Annotated in this window: 18 protein-coding genes; 16 read left to right on the top strand and 2 right to left on the bottom strand. The window is 70.2% G+C overall.

The window, feature by feature from the left end:
• The first annotated feature begins 195 nt into the window (after positions 1 to 195).
• From infA to glmM, 12 genes are all read left to right on the top strand, one after another.
• Entirely contained in the window at positions 196 to 417 is a 222-nt protein-coding gene (gene infA / locus AC061S_RS23130; protein ID WP_003956442.1) for a translation initiation factor IF-1, read from the top strand.
• A gap of 74 nt (positions 418 to 491) precedes the next feature.
• Positions 492 to 605 carry a 50S ribosomal protein L36 gene (rpmJ, locus tag AC061S_RS23125; protein ID WP_003956441.1) on the top strand — a complete coding sequence of 38 codons (114 nt, stop codon included), beginning with the start codon at positions 492 to 494 and terminating at the stop codon, positions 603 to 605.
• Positions 606 to 805: 200 nt separating this feature from the next.
• A complete protein-coding gene (gene rpsM, locus AC061S_RS23120) occupies positions 806 to 1,186 on the top strand; it encodes a 30S ribosomal protein S13 (RefSeq protein ID WP_053682609.1) in 381 nt (126 codons plus the stop codon).
• Positions 1,187 to 1,240: 54 nt separating this feature from the next.
• Positions 1,241 to 1,645 (top strand): 30S ribosomal protein S11, encoded by a 405-nt coding sequence (gene rpsK / locus AC061S_RS23115; protein ID WP_006376016.1) that lies wholly within the window; start codon positions 1,241 to 1,243, stop codon positions 1,643 to 1,645.
• A 191-nt stretch (positions 1,646 to 1,836) separates the two neighbouring features.
• Positions 1,837 to 2,859, top strand: coding sequence for a DNA-directed RNA polymerase subunit alpha (locus tag AC061S_RS23110; protein ID WP_008739666.1), 1,023 nt, complete (start codon positions 1,837 to 1,839; stop codon positions 2,857 to 2,859).
• 163 nt (positions 2,860 to 3,022) lie between these two features.
• A complete protein-coding gene (gene rplQ / locus AC061S_RS23105; protein ID WP_215023458.1) occupies positions 3,023 to 3,487 on the top strand; it encodes a 50S ribosomal protein L17 in 465 nt (154 codons plus the stop codon).
• A 106-nt stretch (positions 3,488 to 3,593) separates the two neighbouring features.
• Entirely contained in the window at positions 3,594 to 4,445 is an 852-nt protein-coding gene (gene truA / locus AC061S_RS23100; protein ID WP_243333379.1) for a tRNA pseudouridine(38-40) synthase TruA, read from the top strand.
• Positions 4,446 to 4,504: 59 nt separating this feature from the next.
• A complete protein-coding gene (locus AC061S_RS23095) occupies positions 4,505 to 6,124 on the top strand; it encodes an ABC-F family ATP-binding cassette domain-containing protein (protein ID WP_442813402.1) in 1,620 nt (539 codons plus the stop codon).
• A 66-nt stretch (positions 6,125 to 6,190) separates the two neighbouring features.
• Complete coding sequence (locus AC061S_RS23090; RefSeq protein WP_478687855.1) at positions 6,191 to 7,450, top strand: glycosyltransferase family 87 protein; 1,260 nt, start codon at positions 6,191 to 6,193, stop codon at positions 7,448 to 7,450.
• 234 nt (positions 7,451 to 7,684) lie between these two features.
• On the top strand, positions 7,685 to 8,128 hold the full coding sequence (rplM, locus tag AC061S_RS23085) for a 50S ribosomal protein L13 (RefSeq protein WP_112447734.1): 444 nt from the start codon (positions 7,685 to 7,687) through the stop codon (positions 8,126 to 8,128).
• A 46-nt stretch (positions 8,129 to 8,174) separates the two neighbouring features.
• Positions 8,175 to 8,693: a 30S ribosomal protein S9 gene (rpsI, locus tag AC061S_RS23080; RefSeq protein ID WP_250751473.1), complete on the top strand. Its 519-nt coding sequence runs from the start codon at positions 8,175 to 8,177 to the stop codon at positions 8,691 to 8,693.
• Between the two features lie 132 nt (positions 8,694 to 8,825).
• Positions 8,826 to 10,184: a phosphoglucosamine mutase gene (glmM, locus tag AC061S_RS23075; RefSeq protein WP_478687854.1), complete on the top strand. Its 1,359-nt coding sequence runs from the start codon at positions 8,826 to 8,828 to the stop codon at positions 10,182 to 10,184.
• A gap of 93 nt (positions 10,185 to 10,277) precedes the next feature.
• Here glmM and AC061S_RS23070 read toward each other — a convergent pair whose 3' ends face one another.
• Positions 10,278 to 11,228, bottom strand: coding sequence for a DUF389 domain-containing protein (locus AC061S_RS23070; RefSeq protein ID WP_478687853.1), 951 nt, complete (start codon positions 11,226 to 11,228; stop codon positions 10,278 to 10,280).
• Between the two features lie 26 nt (positions 11,229 to 11,254).
• On the bottom strand, positions 11,255 to 12,337 hold the full coding sequence (gene coaA / locus AC061S_RS23065; protein ID WP_478687852.1) for a type I pantothenate kinase: 1,083 nt from the start codon (positions 12,335 to 12,337) through the stop codon (positions 11,255 to 11,257).
• A gap of 255 nt (positions 12,338 to 12,592) precedes the next feature.
• On the opposite strand from coaA, the gene AC061S_RS23060 reads away from it, so the two are divergent.
• The 4 genes from AC061S_RS23060 to AC061S_RS23045 all read left to right on the top strand — a co-directional run bounded on the left by AC061S_RS23060 (position 12,593) and on the right by AC061S_RS23045 (position 17,110).
• Positions 12,593 to 13,270, top strand: a complete 678-nt coding sequence (locus AC061S_RS23060) for a hypothetical protein (protein WP_478687851.1) — start codon at positions 12,593 to 12,595, stop codon at positions 13,268 to 13,270.
• Between the two features lie 109 nt (positions 13,271 to 13,379).
• Entirely contained in the window at positions 13,380 to 15,230 is a 1,851-nt protein-coding gene (gene glmS, locus AC061S_RS23055; RefSeq protein ID WP_478687850.1) for a glutamine--fructose-6-phosphate transaminase (isomerizing), read from the top strand.
• Between the two features lie 78 nt (positions 15,231 to 15,308).
• Complete coding sequence (locus tag AC061S_RS23050) at positions 15,309 to 15,677, top strand: holo-ACP synthase (RefSeq protein ID WP_478687849.1); 369 nt, start codon at positions 15,309 to 15,311, stop codon at positions 15,675 to 15,677.
• A 35-nt stretch (positions 15,678 to 15,712) separates the two neighbouring features.
• Positions 15,713 to 17,110: an NAD(P)H-hydrate dehydratase gene (locus AC061S_RS23045; protein ID WP_478687848.1), complete on the top strand. Its 1,398-nt coding sequence runs from the start codon at positions 15,713 to 15,715 to the stop codon at positions 17,108 to 17,110.
• The last annotated feature ends 76 nt before the right edge of the window (positions 17,111 to 17,186 follow it).

The following is a 17,186-nucleotide window of genomic DNA, read 5'->3' as shown; positions in this document are numbered from 1 at the left end:
CGCTGGGCTGAGCCGGGTCGGCCCAGCTGGGTCAACCGGTATGACCAGGATTGATGATCTATCCTGTAGGGCACACTTTCCGGATTCGTCTTTCAGTGGGCCCTGACGTAGACTGACTCGTCGGCTCCTTTGCACCCGCATGTCCTCATGCGAAGGCGGGGAGCTGATCAAGGTAGCCGATTCGAAAGGCGAAGCGTGGCCAAGAAGCAAGGTGCCATCGAAATCGAGGGCACCGTGATCGAGTCCCTCCCGAACGCGATGTTCAAGGTGGAACTCCAGAACGGTCACAAGGTCCTCGCGCACATCAGCGGCAAGATGCGCATGCACTACATCCGCATCCTCCCTGATGACCGGGTCGTCGTGGAGCTCTCTCCGTACGACCTGACGCGTGGCCGGATCGTCTACCGATACAAGTAGATCTTGTCTTCACTCCCGTCCGGACGTCCTGTCCCGACGCGGGTGGTGGCACTGACCCGGAGAACCTCACCAACATGAAGGTCAAGCCGAGCGTCAAGAAGATCTGCGACAAGTGCAAGGTGATCCGCCGTCACGGTCGGGTCATGGTCATCTGCGACAACCTGCGCCACAAGCAGCGCCAGGGCTGACGCACGCCGACCGACCTGCACTACGCAGTTCTTCGCGCGACGTAAGAAAACGTACATACGCAGAACCCGCCCAGTCCTGACCAGGACCGGCGGCACCTCCGGCGGGGGCCGGGGACCCGGGCGTACCACCACCCAGCAGGTGTGGTCGGCGGTCGGGGTTCGGTTCTGCGGAAGACCCCCGAACACACAGGAGCCATTGAATGGCACGCGTTTCCGGTGTTGACATCCCGCGCGAAAAGCGTGTGGAGATCGCACTTACCTACGTCTTCGGTGTCGGTCGCACCCGGTCCAAGGAAATCCTTGCGGCCACCGGTGTGAACCCCGACACCCGCGTTCGTGACCTGGCCGAAGAGGACCTGGTCAAGATCCGCGAGTACGTGGACGCCAACCTCCGCACCGAGGGTGACCTCCGCCGCGAGATCCAGGCCGACATCCGCCGCAAGGTCGAGATCCAGTGCTACCAGGGTGTTCGCCACCGTCGTGGCCTGCCCGTGCACGGTCAGCGCACCAGCACGAACGCCCGTACCCGCAAGGGTCCGCGTCGCGCGATCGCCGGTAAGAAGAAGCCGGGCAAGAAGTAGTCCTGTTCAGCGGTCTTGCGCTGTAGGACCGACCACCTCCCGTAGGAGATTTAGATGCCCCCCAAGGGTCGTCAGGGCGCTGCCAAGAAGGTGCGCCGCAAGGAAAAGAAGAACGTCGCTCATGGGCACGCCCACATCAAGAGCACGTTCAACAACACCATCGTTTCGATCACGGACCCCGCGGGCAACGTGATCTCCTGGGCCTCCGCCGGCCACGTCGGCTTCAAGGGCTCGCGCAAGTCCACCCCCTTCGCCGCGCAGATGGCCGCCGAGTCGGCCGCCCGTCGCGCGCAGGAGCACGGCATGCGCAAGGTCGACGTCTTCGTCAAGGGTCCCGGCTCCGGCCGTGAGACCGCGATCCGCTCCCTGCAGGCCACTGGCCTGGAGGTCGGCTCGATCCAGGACGTCACCCCCACCCCGCACAACGGCTGCCGTCCGCCCAAGCGTCGCCGCGTCTGATCCGGGGCGGCGCGATCCGCGCCGCCGCGTATGACGAAGCGCGCTCAGGCTTCGCACCTGTGCGTCTTTGAGTGTCCGGGCGGTACGAACCCCTCGCGGGGGACGTACCGCCCGTACCCTTGTAGTTCGTAGCCCCGTGCTGCGTTCCGTCGGGCGTCAAATAGTGGGCGTCCACGAATGAAGGAATCCACATGCTTATCGCTCAGCGCCCCTCGCTGACCGAAGAGGTCGTCGACGAGTACCGCTCGCGGTTCGTGATCGAGCCGCTCGAGCCGGGCTTCGGCTACACCCTCGGCAACTCGCTCCGTCGCACGCTTCTGTCGTCGATCCCGGGTGCCGCTGTCACCAGCATCCGCGTGGACGGCGTCCTGCACGAGTTCACCACCGTGCCGGGTGTCAAGGAAGACGTCACCGACATCATCCTCAACATCAAGCAGCTGGTCGTCTCCTCGGAGCACGACGAGCCGGTCGTGATGTACCTGCGCAAGCAGGGTCCCGGCCTGGTCACCGCTGCCGACATCGCGCCCCCGGCCGGTGTCGAGGTGCACAACCCGGACCTGGTCCTCGCCACGCTCAACGGCAAGGGCAAGCTGGAGATGGAGCTGACCGTCGAGCGCGGTCGCGGCTACGTCTCCGCCGTCCAGAACAAGCAGCTGGGCCAGGAGATCGGTCGCATCCCGATCGACTCCATCTACAGCCCGGTCCTCAAGGTCACCTACAAGGTCGAGGCGACCCGAGTCGAGCAGCGCACCGACTTCGACAAGCTGATCGTCGACGTCGAGACCAAGCAGGCCATGCGCCCGCGCGACGCCATGGCGTCCGCCGGTAAGACCCTGGTCGAGCTGTTCGGTCTGGCCCGCGAGCTCAACATCGACGCCGAGGGCATCGACATGGGCCCCTCGCCGACGGACGCGGCCCTGGCCGCTGATCTCGCCCTGCCGATCGAGGAGCTCGAGCTCACCGTTCGGTCGTACAACTGCCTCAAGCGCGAGGGCATCCACTCCGTGGGTGAGCTCGTCGCCCGCTCCGAGGCCGACCTGCTCGACATCCGCAACTTCGGTGCGAAGTCGATCGACGAGGTCAAGGCGAAGCTGGCCGGCATGGGCCTGGCCCTCAAGGACAGCCCGCCCGGATTCGACCCGACCGCCGCCGCCGACGCGTTCGGCGCCGACGACGACGCGGACGCGGGTTTCGTCGAGACCGAGCAGTACTGATTCTTCCCGTCGCCGGCGGCTGAGGTCTTTGGCCTCAAACGCCGGCCGGGCTTGATTTGACCCGGGCCCGTAGGGCCCTAGTGACACTTTCCCGCGGCATCCGCCGCGGGGGAACTGACACCGGTACCTGACACGGCCGGTGCAGATATGAAGGAGTATGACCATGCCGCGTCCCGCAAAGGGTGCCCGTCTGGGCGGCAGCGCCGCGCACGAGAAGCACCTCCTCGCGAACCTCGCGAAGGCGCTCTTCGAGCACGGCCGCATCACCACCACCGAGGCCAAGGCCCGTCGCCTGCGTCCCTACGCCGAGCGTCTGGTGACCAAGGCCAAGAAGGGCGACATCCACAACCGTCGCCTGGTGCTGCAGACGATCACGGACAAGAGCATCGTGCACACGCTGTTCACCGAGATCGCCCCGCGCTACGAGAACCGCCCCGGTGGTTACACGCGCATCACCAAGATCGGCAACCGTCGTGGCGACAACGCCCCGATGGCCGTGATCGAGCTGGTCGAGGCCCTTACGGTCGCCCAGCAGGCCACTGGTGAGGCCGAGGCTGCCACCAAGCGCGCCGTGAAGGAGGCGGAGGCCGCTGAGGCTCCCGCCGCCGAGGAGACCAAGGAGGCCTGATCCCTTCCGGGATCACGCTGAACGGCTCTGAACGGGCCCGCCCCCTCACCGGGGCGGGCCCGTTCTGCTTTCGTGCAAAAGATGCAGCTGAGAGAGGATCTGTCACGTGAGTGACGAGGTGGAGCCCGGACACGTCCGGGTCAGGCTGGACCTGAGCTACGACGGCAAGGACTTCTCCGGCTGGGCGAAGCAGCGCGTGCTGCGGACCGTCCAGGGCGAGCTGGAGTCGGCCCTGCAGACCGTGATGCGGCTGCCCGACCCGGTGGAGCTGACCGTGGCCGGCCGGACCGACGCGGGCGTGCACGCCCGCGGGCAGGTCGCGCAGTTCGACGTACGGGACGAGGTGTGGGCCGAGCACCAGGACAAGCTGCTGCGCCGCCTCGCCGGGCGGCTGCCGCACGACGTACGGGTGTGGAAGGCCGCCGAGGCCCCCGCCGGCTTCAACGCGCGGTTCTCCGCGATCTGGCGCCGCTACGCCTACCGCGTGGGCGACCACCAGGCCGGGGTGGACCCGCTGCGCCGCGGGCACGTGCTCTGGTACCAGTGGCCGCTCGACGTGGACGCCATGAACGAGGCCGCCGCCGCGCTGGTCGGCGAGCACGACTTCGCCGCGTACTGCAAGAAGCGCGAGGGGGCCACGACGATCCGTACGCTCCAGCAGCTCAGCTGGGAGCGGGACGCGGAGGGCATCATCACCGCGACCGTCCGCGCCGACGCCTTCTGCCACAACATGGTCCGCTCGCTGGTCGGGGCCCTGCTGCACGTCGGCGACGGCCACCGGACGACCGACTGGCCCGGGAAGGTGCTGGCCGCGGCCGTACGGGATTCCTCGGTGCACGTGGTCAAGCCGCACGGGCTGACCCTGGAGGAGGTCGGCTACCCGGCCGACGAGCTGCTGGCCGCCCGCAGCAAGGAAGCGCGGAACCTGCGGACGCTGCCGGGAGCCGGCTGCTGCTAGTTCCCGCGTCCCGCTAACTCGTTTGGGCGGATCGGGGCCGGACCTGGACAATGCCCGGCATGGGACATCTCGAAGCCAGCCACCTGGAGTACTACCTTCCCGACGGGCGGGTCCTGCTCCCCGACGTCTCCTTCCGGGTGGGGGAGGGGTCGGTCGTCGCCCTGGTCGGGGCGAACGGGGCCGGCAAGACCACGCTGCTGAAGATGATCTCCGGTGAGCTCCAGCCGCACGGCGGCTCGGTCACCGTGAGCGGCGGGCTGGGCGTGATGTCGCAGTTCGTGGGCTCGGTCCGCGACGAGACGACCGTACGGGACCTGCTGGTCTCGGTGGCCCAGCCGCGGATCCGGGAGGCCGCGAAGGCGGTGGACCGGGCCGAGCAGCTGATCCTTACGGTGGACGACGAGCCCGCCCAGATGGCCTACGCGCAGGCGTTGAGCGACTGGGCCGACGTGCAGGGGTACGAGGCGGAGACGCTGTGGGACGTCTGCACGATGGCCGCGCTGGCGATCCCGTACGACTCGGCGCAGTTCCGCGAGGTGCGCACGCTCTCGGGCGGTGAGCAGAAGCGGCTGGTCCTGGAGGCGCTGCTGCGCGGGCCGGACGAGGTGCTTCTGCTCGACGAGCCGGACAACTACCTGGACGTCCCGGGCAAGCGGTGGCTAGAGGAGCAGCTGGCGGCCACCCGCAAGACGGTGCTCTTCGTCAGCCATGACCGGGAGCTGCTGACCCAGGCCGCCGAGAAGATCATCAGCCTGGAGGCGAGCCCGAACGGCTCCGACGTCTGGGTGCATGGCGAGGGCTTCGGCACGTTCCACGCCGCCCGCAAGGAGCGCTTCGCGCGCTTCGAGGAGCTCAAGCGGCGCTGGGACGAGGAGCACGCCCGGCTGAAGGCCCTGGTGCTGCGACTGCGCGGCCAGGCCGCGATCAGCCCGGACATGGCCTCGCGGTACCACGCGATGCAGACCCGCTTCAAGAAGTTCGAGGAGGCCGGTCCGCCGCCCGAGCCGCCGCGCGAGCAGGACATCAAGATGCGGCTCAAGGGCGGCCGTACGGGCGTGCGCGCGCTCACCGTCGAGAACCTGGAGCTCACCGGGCTGATGAAGCCCTTCTCCCTGGAGGTGTTCTACGGTGAGCGGGTCGCGGTCCTGGGCTCGAACGGCTCCGGGAAGTCCCACTTCCTGCGCCTGATGGCGGGGGAGGACGTCAAGCACACGGGTACGTGGAAGCTCGGCGCCCGCGTGGTCCCCGGCCACTTCGCGCAGACCCACGCCCACCCCGAGCTGTTCGGCCGCACGCTCGTCGACATCCTGTGGACGGAGGCGGCCAAGCCGCTCGGCCAGGCGATGGGCGCCCTGCGCCGCTACGAGCTGGAGCGCCAGGGCGAGCAGCCCTTCGAGAGGCTCTCGGGCGGCCAGCAGGCGCGTTTCCAGATCCTGCTGCTGGAGCTCGCGGGTACGACGGCGCTGCTCCTGGACGAGCCGACGGACAACCTGGACCTGGAATCGGCGGAAGCACTGCAGGACGGGCTGGAGGCGTACGACGGCACTGTGTTGTGCGTCACGCACGACCGGTGGTTCGCCCGCACATTTGACCGTTACCTGGTCTTCGGTTCAGACGGTGTTGTACGGGAGACTACGGAGCCCGTCTGGGACGAACGTAGGGTCGAGCGGAAGCGCTAGGGGGAGACCGCCCCCGGCTTGGGTCGAGGGGACTTCGTTGTGGGGCTGCGGCCGAGTGTCTGGGTCATGAAGTGGGACAGCCCGTCCTCCTGGGACCGGGGGGTGGCCTGGCTGCTGCGGCCGGCGCCCCGGTCCTGGCGGTTCGTGGGCCTGGTGATCCTGCTGTCGGTGGCGGTCTCGGCGAGCCTGCGGGTGAACTGGGGCTCGGACAACGCCTTCGTGGTCAAGGCCGCCGACGCCCTGCTCGCGGGGGTGTCCCCGTACGAGGACAAGCGGTTCCTCTATCTGCCCAGCGCCGTGATCATGGCGATTCCCGAGGCCCTGCTGCCGGCGCCGCTGCTGCGCTGCGTGCTGCCGCTGGGGATGACGGGGCTCGTCGGCCTCGGCTGGTGGGCCTCGCTGCGGCTGTTCTCCGTACCGGTGCGCTCGCGGTTCGCGGTCGGCGGTTTCGCGCTGTTCGCGCTGGCCTACAAGCCGTACATCAACCTCGTGCTGATCGGGAACTGGACGGCCATCTCGGCCGCCGCCCTGCCGGTGGCGCTGCTGCTGGCGCACCGCAAGCACTGGGCCGCGGCCGGGCTGGTGGTGGGCCTCGCCATCGCGTGCAAGCCGATGCTGGTGCCGATCGGGCTCCTCTTCCTGCTCGCACGGCAGTGGCGGGGGCTGGCCCTGGCGGTGGGGGTGCCGGTGGGCCTGTCGCTGGCGGGGGCGCTGATGATGCCGCACCCGACGCTGTTCTTCACCAAGACCCTGCCCTTCCTGCTGCAGGGCCAGGATTCCTACGCGCTGCCCTGGGACGCCTCGCCGATCGCGGCGCTGCCGCGGCTGGGGGTGCCCGCGCCGCTGGCGGTGACGCTGGCCTTCGCGGGGGCCGCGTGCGGGCTGTGGGCGACCTGGCGGCGGTGGCGCAGGCCGGTCGAGGCGGACGGCGACGCGGGCGAGCTGAGGCTGGTGGAGACGGCCTGCATGGTGATGCTCGCCGCGTTCCTGGTGTCGCGGCCCTCTTTCGACCACTACCTGATCGTGGTGCTCCCGCTGCTGCTGGCGTCGGGGGTGCGGGCGGGCTCGATGCCGCGCTCCCCTTGGTTCTGGGTGGCCCTGGTGCCCCAGACGGCGGGCATTCCGTGGCCCTCGGAGTTCGAGGCCAAGAGGCGGGCATTCCGGGACATGGTGACCCTGTGCGCACTCGCCGGACTGCTGGCGCGTCGAGCACTGCGCCCGATCCGGGTTACTGTGGAACCTGTACGAACTACGGGGTCCCCACCCAGGACCGAACCGGAGTGCGCCGCGACCCCCGTCGAAACGGGTTCGCGGACCGCGTTTTGACCCTTCCAGGTCTTCAGGGGTACCCTGCTGGTTCGTTATGCGTATTGGCTTGCTCATTCTCACGTGAATTCGCCTTACGCCGGTCCACCGGGCCGATGACCAGCGGTACACACGGGTTGCGTCTCCGATGTGAACCAGGGCTGTCGTGATCGTCCGTGGTGACCCATGTCAGGACCCGTCCCTCGGGCTCACCCCCCGGGGATGACCCACCACTGAAGAAGCGAAGGCATACGCGTGCGTACGTTCAGCCCCAAGCCCGGCGACATCTCGCGCCAGTGGCACGTCATCGACGCCCAGGACGTTGTCCTCGGCCGTCTGGCGACCCAGGCCGCTACCCTCCTGCGGGGTAAGCACAAGCCGACTTACGCCCCCCACATGGACATGGGCGACTTTGTCATCATCATCAACGCCGACAAGGTTCACCTGTCCGGCAACAAGGCGACCCAGAAGATGGCGTACCGCCACTCCGGTTTCCCGGGCGGTCTGCGTTCGGTCCGCTACGACGACCTCCTGGCGAACAACCCGGAGAAGGCCGTCGAGAAGGCCATCAAGGGCATGATCCCCAAGAACACCCTGGGCCGTCAGATGCTCTCGAAGCTGAAGGTCTACTCGGGCGATGTGCACCCCCACGCTGCTCAGCAGCCGGTGCCGTTCGAGATCACCCAGGTCGCGCAGTAGTTCCGGCCACCACACCCCCTAAGACAAGAAACTTCTGAGGAGCATCGTGGCCGAGACCACCGCCGAGACTGTCGTCGAAGAGTTCGAGGGCAACGTCGAGGAATACACCACCGAGACCGCGGACGTAGTCGAGGGTGACTACACGTCCGAGTCCCTTGCCGGCCGCTTCGGCGACCCCCAGCCGGCCGCCGGCCTGGGCCGTCGCAAGAACGCCATCGCCCGCGTCCGGATCGTTCCGGGCACCGGCAAGTGGAAGATCAACGGTCGCACCCTTGAGGACTACTTCCCCAACAAGGTGCACCAGCAGGAAGTCAACGAGCCGTTCAAGCTGCTCGAGCTCGACAACCGCTACGACGTCATCGCCCGCATCTCGGGTGGCGGCGTGTCCGGCCAGGCCGGCGCCCTGCGCCTCGGTGTGGCCCGTGCGCTGAACGAGGCGGACGTGGACAACAACCGCCCGGCGCTGAAGAAGGCCGGCTTCCTCTCCCGCGACGACCGTGCGGTCGAGCGCAAGAAGGCCGGTCTCAAGAAGGCCCGTAAGGCTCCGCAGTACAGCAAGCGTTAATCTCGCCCGCTGTTCAGCACGATTCCGCCCCGGCAGCACTCTGTGTGCTGCCGGGGCGGTTCGTTTACCGCCAATAGCGGCAAATAATTGGCACAACTGCTCATAGCGAAGTGTGAACTCGGGAGGACAACAGTGGGACGACTCTTCGGGACGGACGGTGTACGGGGCGTCGCCAACGCGGATCTGACGGCCGAGCTCGCGCTCGGCCTCTCCGTGGCGGCCGCGCACGTACTGGCCGAGGCCGGCACCTTCGCTGGCCACCGGGCCACCGCCGTGGTGGGCCGGGACCCCCGGGCCTCGGGCGAGTTCCTGGAGGCCGCAGTCGTCGCGGGCCTCGCGAGCGCGGGCGTGGACGTCCTGCGCGTCGGTGTGCTGCCCACCCCGGCGGTGGCGTATCTCACCGGTGCGCTGGGCGCCGACCTCGGCGTCATGCTCTCGGCCAGCCACAACGCCATGCCCGACAACGGCATCAAGTTCTTCGCGCGCGGCGGTCACAAGCTCGCCGACGAGCTGGAGGACCGGATCGAGTCGGTCTACGAGGACCACCGCACGGGTGCTCCCTGGGACCGCCCGACGGGCGCCGGCGTGGGCCGCGTCTCCGACTACACCGAGGGCTTCGACAAGTACGTCGCCCACCTCATGGGCGTGCTGCCCAACCGTCTCGACGGCCTCAAGGTCGTCCTGGACGAGGCGCACGGCGCGGCCGCCTACGTCTCGCCCGAGGCCTTCACCCGGGCCGGCGCGGAGATCGTCACCATCGGTGCCGAGCCCGACGGCCTGAACATCAACGACGGCTGCGGCTCCACCCACCTCGGTCTGCTGAAGCAGGCCGTCGTCGAGCACGGTGCCGACCTGGGCATCGCGCACGACGGGGACGCCGACCGCTGCCTCGCCGTGGACGCGAACGGCGAGGAGGTCGACGGGGACCAGATCCTCGCGGTGCTGGCGCTGGCGATGCGCGAGTCCGGGCACCTGCGCGAGGACACCGTCGTCGCCACCGTGATGTCCAACCTGGGCTTCAAGCTGGCCATGGAGTCCGAGGGCATCAACGTCGTGCAGACGGGCGTCGGCGACCGGTACGTCCTGGAGTCGATGAAGGAGCACGGGTACGCGCTGGGCGGCGAGCAGTCCGGCCACGTGATCATCCTCGACCACGCCACCACCGGCGACGGCACCCTGACCGGCCTCATGCTGGCGGCCCGCATCGCGGCCACCGGCAGGACGCTGGCCGAGCTGACCGGGGTCATGACGCGGCTGCCGCAGGTGCTGGTCAACGTCCCGGACGTGGACAAGTCGCGGGTCACCACCTCGGCCGAGCTGGCCGCGGCCGTCGCCGACGCGGAGCGGGAGCTCGGCACGACCGGGCGCGTACTGCTGCGTTCGTCGGGCACCGAGCCCCTCGTACGGGTGATGGTGGAGGCCGCCGACATCGAGCAGGCCCGCTCGGTCGCGGGGCGCCTCGCGGACGTCGTGAAGTCGGCGCTCGGCTAGAGCCCGCCCTCCCGTGACGACAGCGGCCCCGCGCTACGAAGCCTCGTAGCGCGGGGCCGCTGTCGTTGGCGGGGTTTCCGGCGTTGCCGGGGCTCAGGCCTTGGACGGCGTACGCCGCCAGTGGTTGCGCTGGGTGTGCCACAGGAGCTTCTGGGCGAGCAGGGTCAGGACGCCGGCCAGCATGATGCCGAAGAGGTTCAGCAGGAGCTGCTGGACGGAGCCCGACATCTGGCCGAACTCCCCGTAGCTGAGCGCCACGGCCGCGTTGGCGGCCGCCGGGACCGTGGTCACCGAGATCGCGACGCCGACCAGCGCGCCGGACTTCGCCGAGGTCAGGGAGAGCACCCCGGCGATGCCGGCGAGCACGGCCACGACGAACGAGAACAGGTCCGGCTGCCAGATGAAGCTGGTGTTGGGGCGGGGCTTGTCCAGCATGTCGTGGTGGAACAGGCCGAGCGCGTCCATGACCAGGCTGAAGACGGTGGTCGCGATCATCGCGGCGGCGAAGCCCACCAGCAGGGCGATCAGCGAGCGGACGGCCAGCTTGGGGGCGCGCTGCACCAGGGCGGTGCAGACTCCGGCGAGCGGTCCGAACTCCGGGCCGACGGCCATCGCGCCCACGATGAGGATGGCGTTGTCGAGGACCACGCCGCAGGCCGCGATCATCGTCGCGACGATCATGAAGGCGCTGTAGGTGATGGTGAGGGTGGACTCCTCGTGGGTCGCCTCGCTCAACTGCTCCCACAGGACGGCGTCGGCGGCCTCGCCCGGGGCCTCGTCCTCGGCCCGGTCGGCGCGGTCCGAGAGGGAGAGGTCGATGTTCTCGACCGCGATCGAGCCGTCCTTGTCGATGCGGAGCTCCCGGAGCTCGTTCAGGAGCTCGTCGCCGGCCTCGCGCGCGACGTCGCACAGCACGATGTCGCCCTCCGGGATGCGGGCGGCGCCGGGCAGCACGGCCAGATGGGTGGTGCCGACCGTCCTTTCGACGATCTTGACCACGGCGTCGGTCCGGTCCGACGGAATGATCATCCGTAGATGCAGCATGGCCGCACCCTAGCTTCCTGCGGCGCTCAGAGCTTGCGCAGACTCAGCTTCTGCACCTTGTGGTCCGGTCCCTTGCGGACGACGAGGGTGGCGCGGCCGCGGGTCGGGGCCACGTTCTCCAGGAGGTTGGGCTTGTTGATGGTCCGCCACATCGTCTGCGCGTACTCCAGGGCCTCCTCCTCGGAGACCTGGGTGTACTTGCGGAAGTAGGAGAAGGGGTTCTGGAACGCGGTCTCGCGCAGCTTGCGGAACCGGTTGAGGTACCAGCGCTCGATGTCCTCGGGGCGGGCGTCCACGTACACGCTGAAGTCGAAGTAGTCGGCGAGGCCGACCCGGGTGCGGCCGTCCTTGCCGGGCATGGCGGGCTGCAGGACGTTGAGCCCCTCGACGATCAGGATGTCGGGGCGGCGTACGACGAGCCGCTCGTCGGGGACGATGTCGTAGATCAGGTGCGAGTAGACCGGGGCCGTGACCTCGTCCTTGCCCGCCTTGATGTCGGCGACGAAGCGGGTCAGCGCGCGGCGGTCGTAGGACTCGGGGAAGCCCTTGCGGGCCGTCAGGCCGCGCCGTTCGAGCTCCTTCATCGGGTACAGGAACCCGTCGGTGGTGACCAGCTCCACGCGCGGGTGCTCCGGCCAGCGGGCCAGGAGGGCCTGGAGGAGGCGGGCCACGGTGGACTTGCCCACGGCCACGGAGCCGGCGACCCCTATGACGAAGGGGGTGCCCTGCTGGGCGCCGTGGCCGTTGCCGGCGTCGCCGAGGAAGGTGTTGAGGGTGCCGCGCAGGTTGCTGGTGGCGCCGACGTACAGGTTCAGCAGGCGGGAGAGCGGCAGGTAGACGTCGCGGACCTCGTCGAGGTCGATGACATCGCCCAGTCCGCGCAGCCGCTCGACCTCGTCGGCGGTCAGCGGGAGCGGGGTGCGCTCGCGCAGGGCGCTCCACTCGGCACGGGTGAGGTCTACGTAGGGGGAGGCCTCGTGGCCCCGGCGGCGCGTGGGGTGCGCGGCGTGCTCGGGGTGCTGGGCCTGCTGGGCCTGCGTGGGGTCCTCCGATCCGTCGGGGCGCTCCGTTGCGCGGTCCGGCGTGCTTCGTGGCGGCGAAGAGATCACACGGCCATTGTCACGGGTGACGGGCCGCCGTGGGTGGTGTGGTCGGTCACGTGGAGTGGGGTCCTATGTCCCGAGCCGGGCGGGTTGTACGGCGGGCGGTCTCGATTGGAGGGCCTTGCGGTCTCGTAGGTATCACGATGAGTGGTGCGCGAATAATGCCGGTGCCGGGGGTCGGGTCGGCGGCCCGTACGGTGTCGATCACCGCAGCTCGCGCTGCCGTTTTCGTAGACCTTTCCTGTGGGGGGAAACATCACCATGCGCAACGCATTCGTCCGTCGTACCGTCCTGTCCGCCTCGGCCGTGTCCCTGGCGCTGCTCGCCACCGCCTGCGGCGGCTCCGGGAAGGGTGACGCGAAGCCGTCCGCTTCGGCGGCCGCGGGGAAGGCGGACGCGGCGGTGGCCGGGCTCCTGGTGAACCAGGGGGACCTGCCGGACTACACCTTCTCGGACCACAGCCTCACCGGACCGGGCGGCGGCGACACGAGCACCAGCGACAAGCCCGAGTGCAAGGTGCTCGCCCAGCTGCTGACCTCCGCTCCGCTCGGTACGCCCACCGGGGCCGCGCGCACCTCGGTGGATGCCCCCACGCGCTCCGCGGCCACGGGCGTCACCCTCGCCTCGTACGCGGGCAAGGGGGCGGAGGAGGTCTTCGGCGCCGTGAGGACCGCGGGTCAGAAGTGCGCCGGCGGCTACCTCGCCGGCCACTTCGGCGACACCCTTCAGATCACCAAGGTCACCTCCGGTGCGTATGCCGCGGCCGGTGACGAGGCTCTGGCGCTCACCTTCGAGGCTGACACCGGCGGCGACACGTTGCCGGCCCTGGTGTTCGTGCGCAAGGGCGACACGGTGGCCGCCTTTTCGACGGCGAGCGACAGCGGCACCGTCGAGCAGGCGAAGCCCGTCGTCGACGCGCAGATCGAGAAGCTGGGCTGAAGCCCGTCAGACCGTGCGTCCACCCCGCCCCGGCGAATGCGCCCGGGGCGGGGTTTTCGTCTTGTTCAGGTACCGGGCAGGGAGCCAACTACGGCGTACCCTGCGGCTTATGTGCGGAATCGTGGGTTACGTGGGAGCGCAGTCGGCGCTCGATGTGGTCATTGCCGGACTCAAGCGGCTCGAGTACCGCGGCTACGACTCGGCGGGTGTCGCCGTGCTCGCCGACGGGGAACTCGCCGCCGTCAAGAAGGCCGGCAAGCTGGTCAATCTGGAGAAGGAGCTGGTCGGGCACCCGCTGCCGGCCGGTTCCACGGGGCTCGGACACACCCGGTGGGCCACCCATGGGGGGCCCACCGACGTCAACGCCCACCCGCACCTCGACAATTCGGGGCGCGTGGCCGTCGTGCACAACGGGATCATCGAGAACTTCGCCGCGCTGCGGGCCGAGCTCGCCGAGCGCGGGCACCGGCTGGAGTCCGAGACGGACACCGAGGTCGTGGCGCACCTGCTGGCCGAGCGGTTCGAGGACGCGGGCGGGGACCTGGCGGAGGCGATGCGCAGGGTGTGCCGGCTGCTGGACGGGGCCTTCACGCTGGTCGCCGTGCACGCGGACCAGCCGGACGTGGTGGTCGGCGCGCGCCGGAACTCACCGCTCGTGGTGGGTGTCGGAGAGGGCGAGAACTTCCTCGCCTCCGACGTGGCCGCCTTCATCGCCCACACCCGGTCCGCGATCGAGCTGGGGCAGGACCAGGTCGTAGAGCTCCGCCGCGACGGAGTCACGGTGACCAACTTCGACGGTACGGCCGCGAGCGTGCGGGCGTACCACGTGGACTGGGACGCCTCGGCGGCCGAGAAGGGGGGCTACGACTACTTCATGCTCAAGGAGATCGCCGAGCAGCCGAAGGCCGTCGCCGACACCCTCCTGGGCCGGATCGACGCGAACGGCCTGCTGACCCTCGACGAGGTGCGCATCCCCGACTCGGTGCTGCGCGAGGTCGACAAGGTCGTGATCGTGGCGTGCGGTACGGCGTACCACGCGGGCATGATTGCGAAGCTGGCCATCGAGCACTGGACCCGCATCCCGTGCGAGACGGAGCTGGCCAGCGAGTTCCGCTACCGCGACCCGATCCTGGACCAGCGGACGCTGGTGATCGCGATCTCGCAGTCCGGCGAGACGATGGACACCCTCATGGCGCTGCGCCACGCGCGCGAGCAGGGGGCCAAGGTGCTGGCCGTCTGCAATACGAACGGCTCGACGATCCCGCGCGAGTCGGACGCCGTGCTGTACACGCACGCCGGACCCGAGGTGGCCGTCGCTTCGACCAAGGCGTTCCTGACGCAGCTCGTGGCCTGCTACCTCGTGGCCCTCTACCTCGGGCAGGTCCGCGGCACGAAGTGGGGCGACGAGATCCGGTCCGTGATCCGGGAGTTGTCGGACATCGCCGCGGCGGTGGACACCGTACTGGGGACCATGGAGCCGGTGCGGGAGCTGGCGCGGTCGCTCGCCGACAAGAACACCGTGCTGTTCCTGGGGAGGCACGTCGGCTACCCGGTCGCGCTGGAGGGCGCGCTCAAGCTCAAGGAGCTGGCGTACATGCACGCCGAGGGCTTCGCGGCGGGCGAGCTCAAGCACGGGCCGATCGCGCTGATCGAGAAGGACCTGCCGGTCGTGGTCGTCGTACCGTCGCCGCGCGGGCGCTCGGTGCTGCACGACAAGATCGTGTCCAACATCCAGGAGATCCGGGCGCGCGGGGCGCGGACCATCGTGATCGCCGAGGAGGGGGACGAGGCGGTGGTCCCGTACGCCGACCACCTCATCCGCATCCCGGCCACCCCGACCCTGCTCCAGCCGCTGGTGGCCACCGTGCCGCTCCAGGTGTTCGCGTGCGAGCTGGCGACGGCGCGCGGCAACGAGGTGGACCAGCCGCGTAACCTCGCCAAGTCGGTGACTGTGGAGTGAGCGCAGCGAACGGAGCGGGTCGCCGACCATCGAGCACAGTGGTGACCGTGGAGTAGTGGCCCAGTTGGAGCTGTTGTTGTGATTATCGGCGTCGGAATCGACGTGGCGGAGATCGAGCGGTTCGGCGCGGCGCTGGAGCGCACGCCGAGCCTGGCGGAGCGGCTGTTCCTCGACTCCGAGCTGACCCTGCCGAGCGGCGAGCGGCGCGGAACCGCCTCGCTCGCCGCCCGGTTCGCGGCCAAGGAGGCGCTGGCCAAGGCGCTCGGTGCGCCCGGCGGGCTGCTGTGGACCGACGCCGAGGTGTACGTCGAGGAGACCGGGCAGCCGCGCCTGCGGGTGTCGGGCACGGTGGAGGCGCGTGCGCTGGCGCTGGGCGTGAAGTCCTGGCACATCTCGCTCAGCCACGACGCGGGCATCGCCTCCGCCGTGGTGATCGCCGAGGGATAGGCCGTCTCCGGGCCTCCTTCGGGCAGGCTGGTGGCATGCGTACTGCTTACAGCGTGGAGACCGTACGGGCCGCCGAGCGCGAGCTGATGGCCCGGCTGCCCGAAGGCACCCTGATGCAGCGGGCGGCGGCCGGACTGGCCGCCGTCTGCGTCCGGCTGCTGCCCCGCGTGTACGGGTCCCGCGTGCTGCTGATGGTCGGCCCGGGGGACAACGGCGGCGACACCCTCTACGCGGGCGCCCGGCTGGCCCGGCGCGGGGCCGGGGTGACGGCCGTCGCGATGGATCCGGCCCGGGTGCACGCGGGCGGACTGGCCGCGCTGCGGGCCGCCGGCGGCCGCCTCGCCTCGGAGCCGCCGGCCCGGGCCGACCTGGTGCTCGACGGGCTGGTCGGCATCGGCGGCCGGGGTGCGCTGCGGCCGGCCGCGGCCGCGCTGGTGGAGCGGATCCCGGCGGGCGCGGTGGTGGTCGCGGTGGACCTCCCGAGCGGGGTGGACGCGGACACCGGGGAGGTGGCCGGAGCGGCGGTGACGGCGGACGTGACGGTGACCTTCGGGGCGTACAAGCCGGGGCTGCTGATCGACCCGGGGGCCTCGCGCGCGGGCGTCCTGCACCTGGTGGACATCGGGCTGGACTTCGGGACGCCGGAGATGCAGGCCCTGCAGCACGCCGACGTGGCGGAGCTGCTGCCGGAGCCGACGGCGTCGAGCGACAAGTACCGGCGCGGCGTGCTCGGGATCGTCGCCGGGTCCGCGCGCTACCCGGGTGCGGCGGTGCTCGCGGTGGCGGGGGCGCTGCGGGGCGGCGCGGGCGCGGTGCGCTACGTGGGGCCGCCCGCGGTCGCGGACGCCGTACTGGCCCGGTACCCGGAGACGCTGATCGGGACCGGCCGGGTGCATGCGTGGGTGGTCGGGCCCGGGCTGGGCGACGAGGGCGGCCCGGAGGTGCGGGAGGCGCTGTCGCAGCCGGTGCCGGTGCTCGTGGACGCGGACGGGCTGCGCGGGCTGGACCCCGGGGAGCTGCGGGCCCGGGCGGCCCCGACCCTGCTGACCCCGCACGCGGGGGAGGCGGCGGCGCTGCTGGGGGTCGCGCGGGAGACGGTCGAGGCGGGGCGGCTGGCGGCCGCGCGGGGGCTCGCGGAGCGGTACGGGGCGGTGGCCCTGCTGAAGGGGTCGACGACCCTGATCGCCCCGGGCGGGCCCGGCCCCGTCCGGGTCAACCCGACCGGGACTCCGTGGCTGGCCACCGCCGGGAGCGGGGACGTGCTGTCCGGGCTGGCCGGGTCCCTGCTGGCGGCAGGCCTGCCGGCCGTGGACGCCGCGTCCGTGGCGGCGTACCTCCACGGCCTGGCGGCCCGTCTGACCGGCGGCCCCCTCCTGGCCCACCAGGTGGCCGAAGCCCTGCCCCGGGCCTGGCGCGAGGTCGCTCGCCGCTAGGGCCTGTCGTCAAAATCCCGTCTGCCACGCACCAGACGCCGCGTGGCCGCCCTTCGGGCGACGACGGGATTTTGAC

Source organism: Streptomyces sp. CA189 (assembly GCF_056428985.1).
The sequence above is the reverse complement of the archived record's forward strand: the minus strand, read 5'-3'. Positions and strand labels throughout refer to the sequence as shown.

Bases quoted from the DNA above. Each gene is read 5' to 3' on its own strand.
- rpsM (WP_053682609.1), top strand. From the start codon at position 806: ATGGCACGCGTTTCCGGTGTTGACATCCCGCGCGAAAAGCGTGTGGAG.
- AC061S_RS23095 (WP_442813402.1), top strand. From the start codon at position 4,505: ATGGGACATCTCGAAGCCAGCCACCTGGAGTACTACCTTCCCGACGGG.
- AC061S_RS23045 (WP_478687848.1), top strand. From the start codon at position 15,713: ATGCGTACTGCTTACAGCGTGGAGACCGTACGGGCCGCCGAGCGCGAG.
- AC061S_RS23090 (WP_478687855.1), top strand. From the start codon at position 6,191: ATGAAGTGGGACAGCCCGTCCTCCTGGGACCGGGGGGTGGCCTGGCTG.
- AC061S_RS23110 (WP_008739666.1), top strand. From the start codon at position 1,837: ATGCTTATCGCTCAGCGCCCCTCGCTGACCGAAGAGGTCGTCGACGAG.
- AC061S_RS23070 (WP_478687853.1), bottom strand. From the start codon at position 11,228: ATGCTGCATCTACGGATGATCATTCCGTCGGACCGGACCGACGCCGTG.
- AC061S_RS23060 (WP_478687851.1), top strand. From the start codon at position 12,593: ATGCGCAACGCATTCGTCCGTCGTACCGTCCTGTCCGCCTCGGCCGTG.
- rpmJ (WP_003956441.1), top strand. From the start codon at position 492: ATGAAGGTCAAGCCGAGCGTCAAGAAGATCTGCGACAAGTGCAAGGTG.
- glmS (WP_478687850.1), top strand. From the start codon at position 13,380: ATGTGCGGAATCGTGGGTTACGTGGGAGCGCAGTCGGCGCTCGATGTG.
- rpsK (WP_006376016.1), top strand. From the start codon at position 1,241: ATGCCCCCCAAGGGTCGTCAGGGCGCTGCCAAGAAGGTGCGCCGCAAG.
- rplQ (WP_215023458.1), top strand. From the start codon at position 3,023: ATGCCGCGTCCCGCAAAGGGTGCCCGTCTGGGCGGCAGCGCCGCGCAC.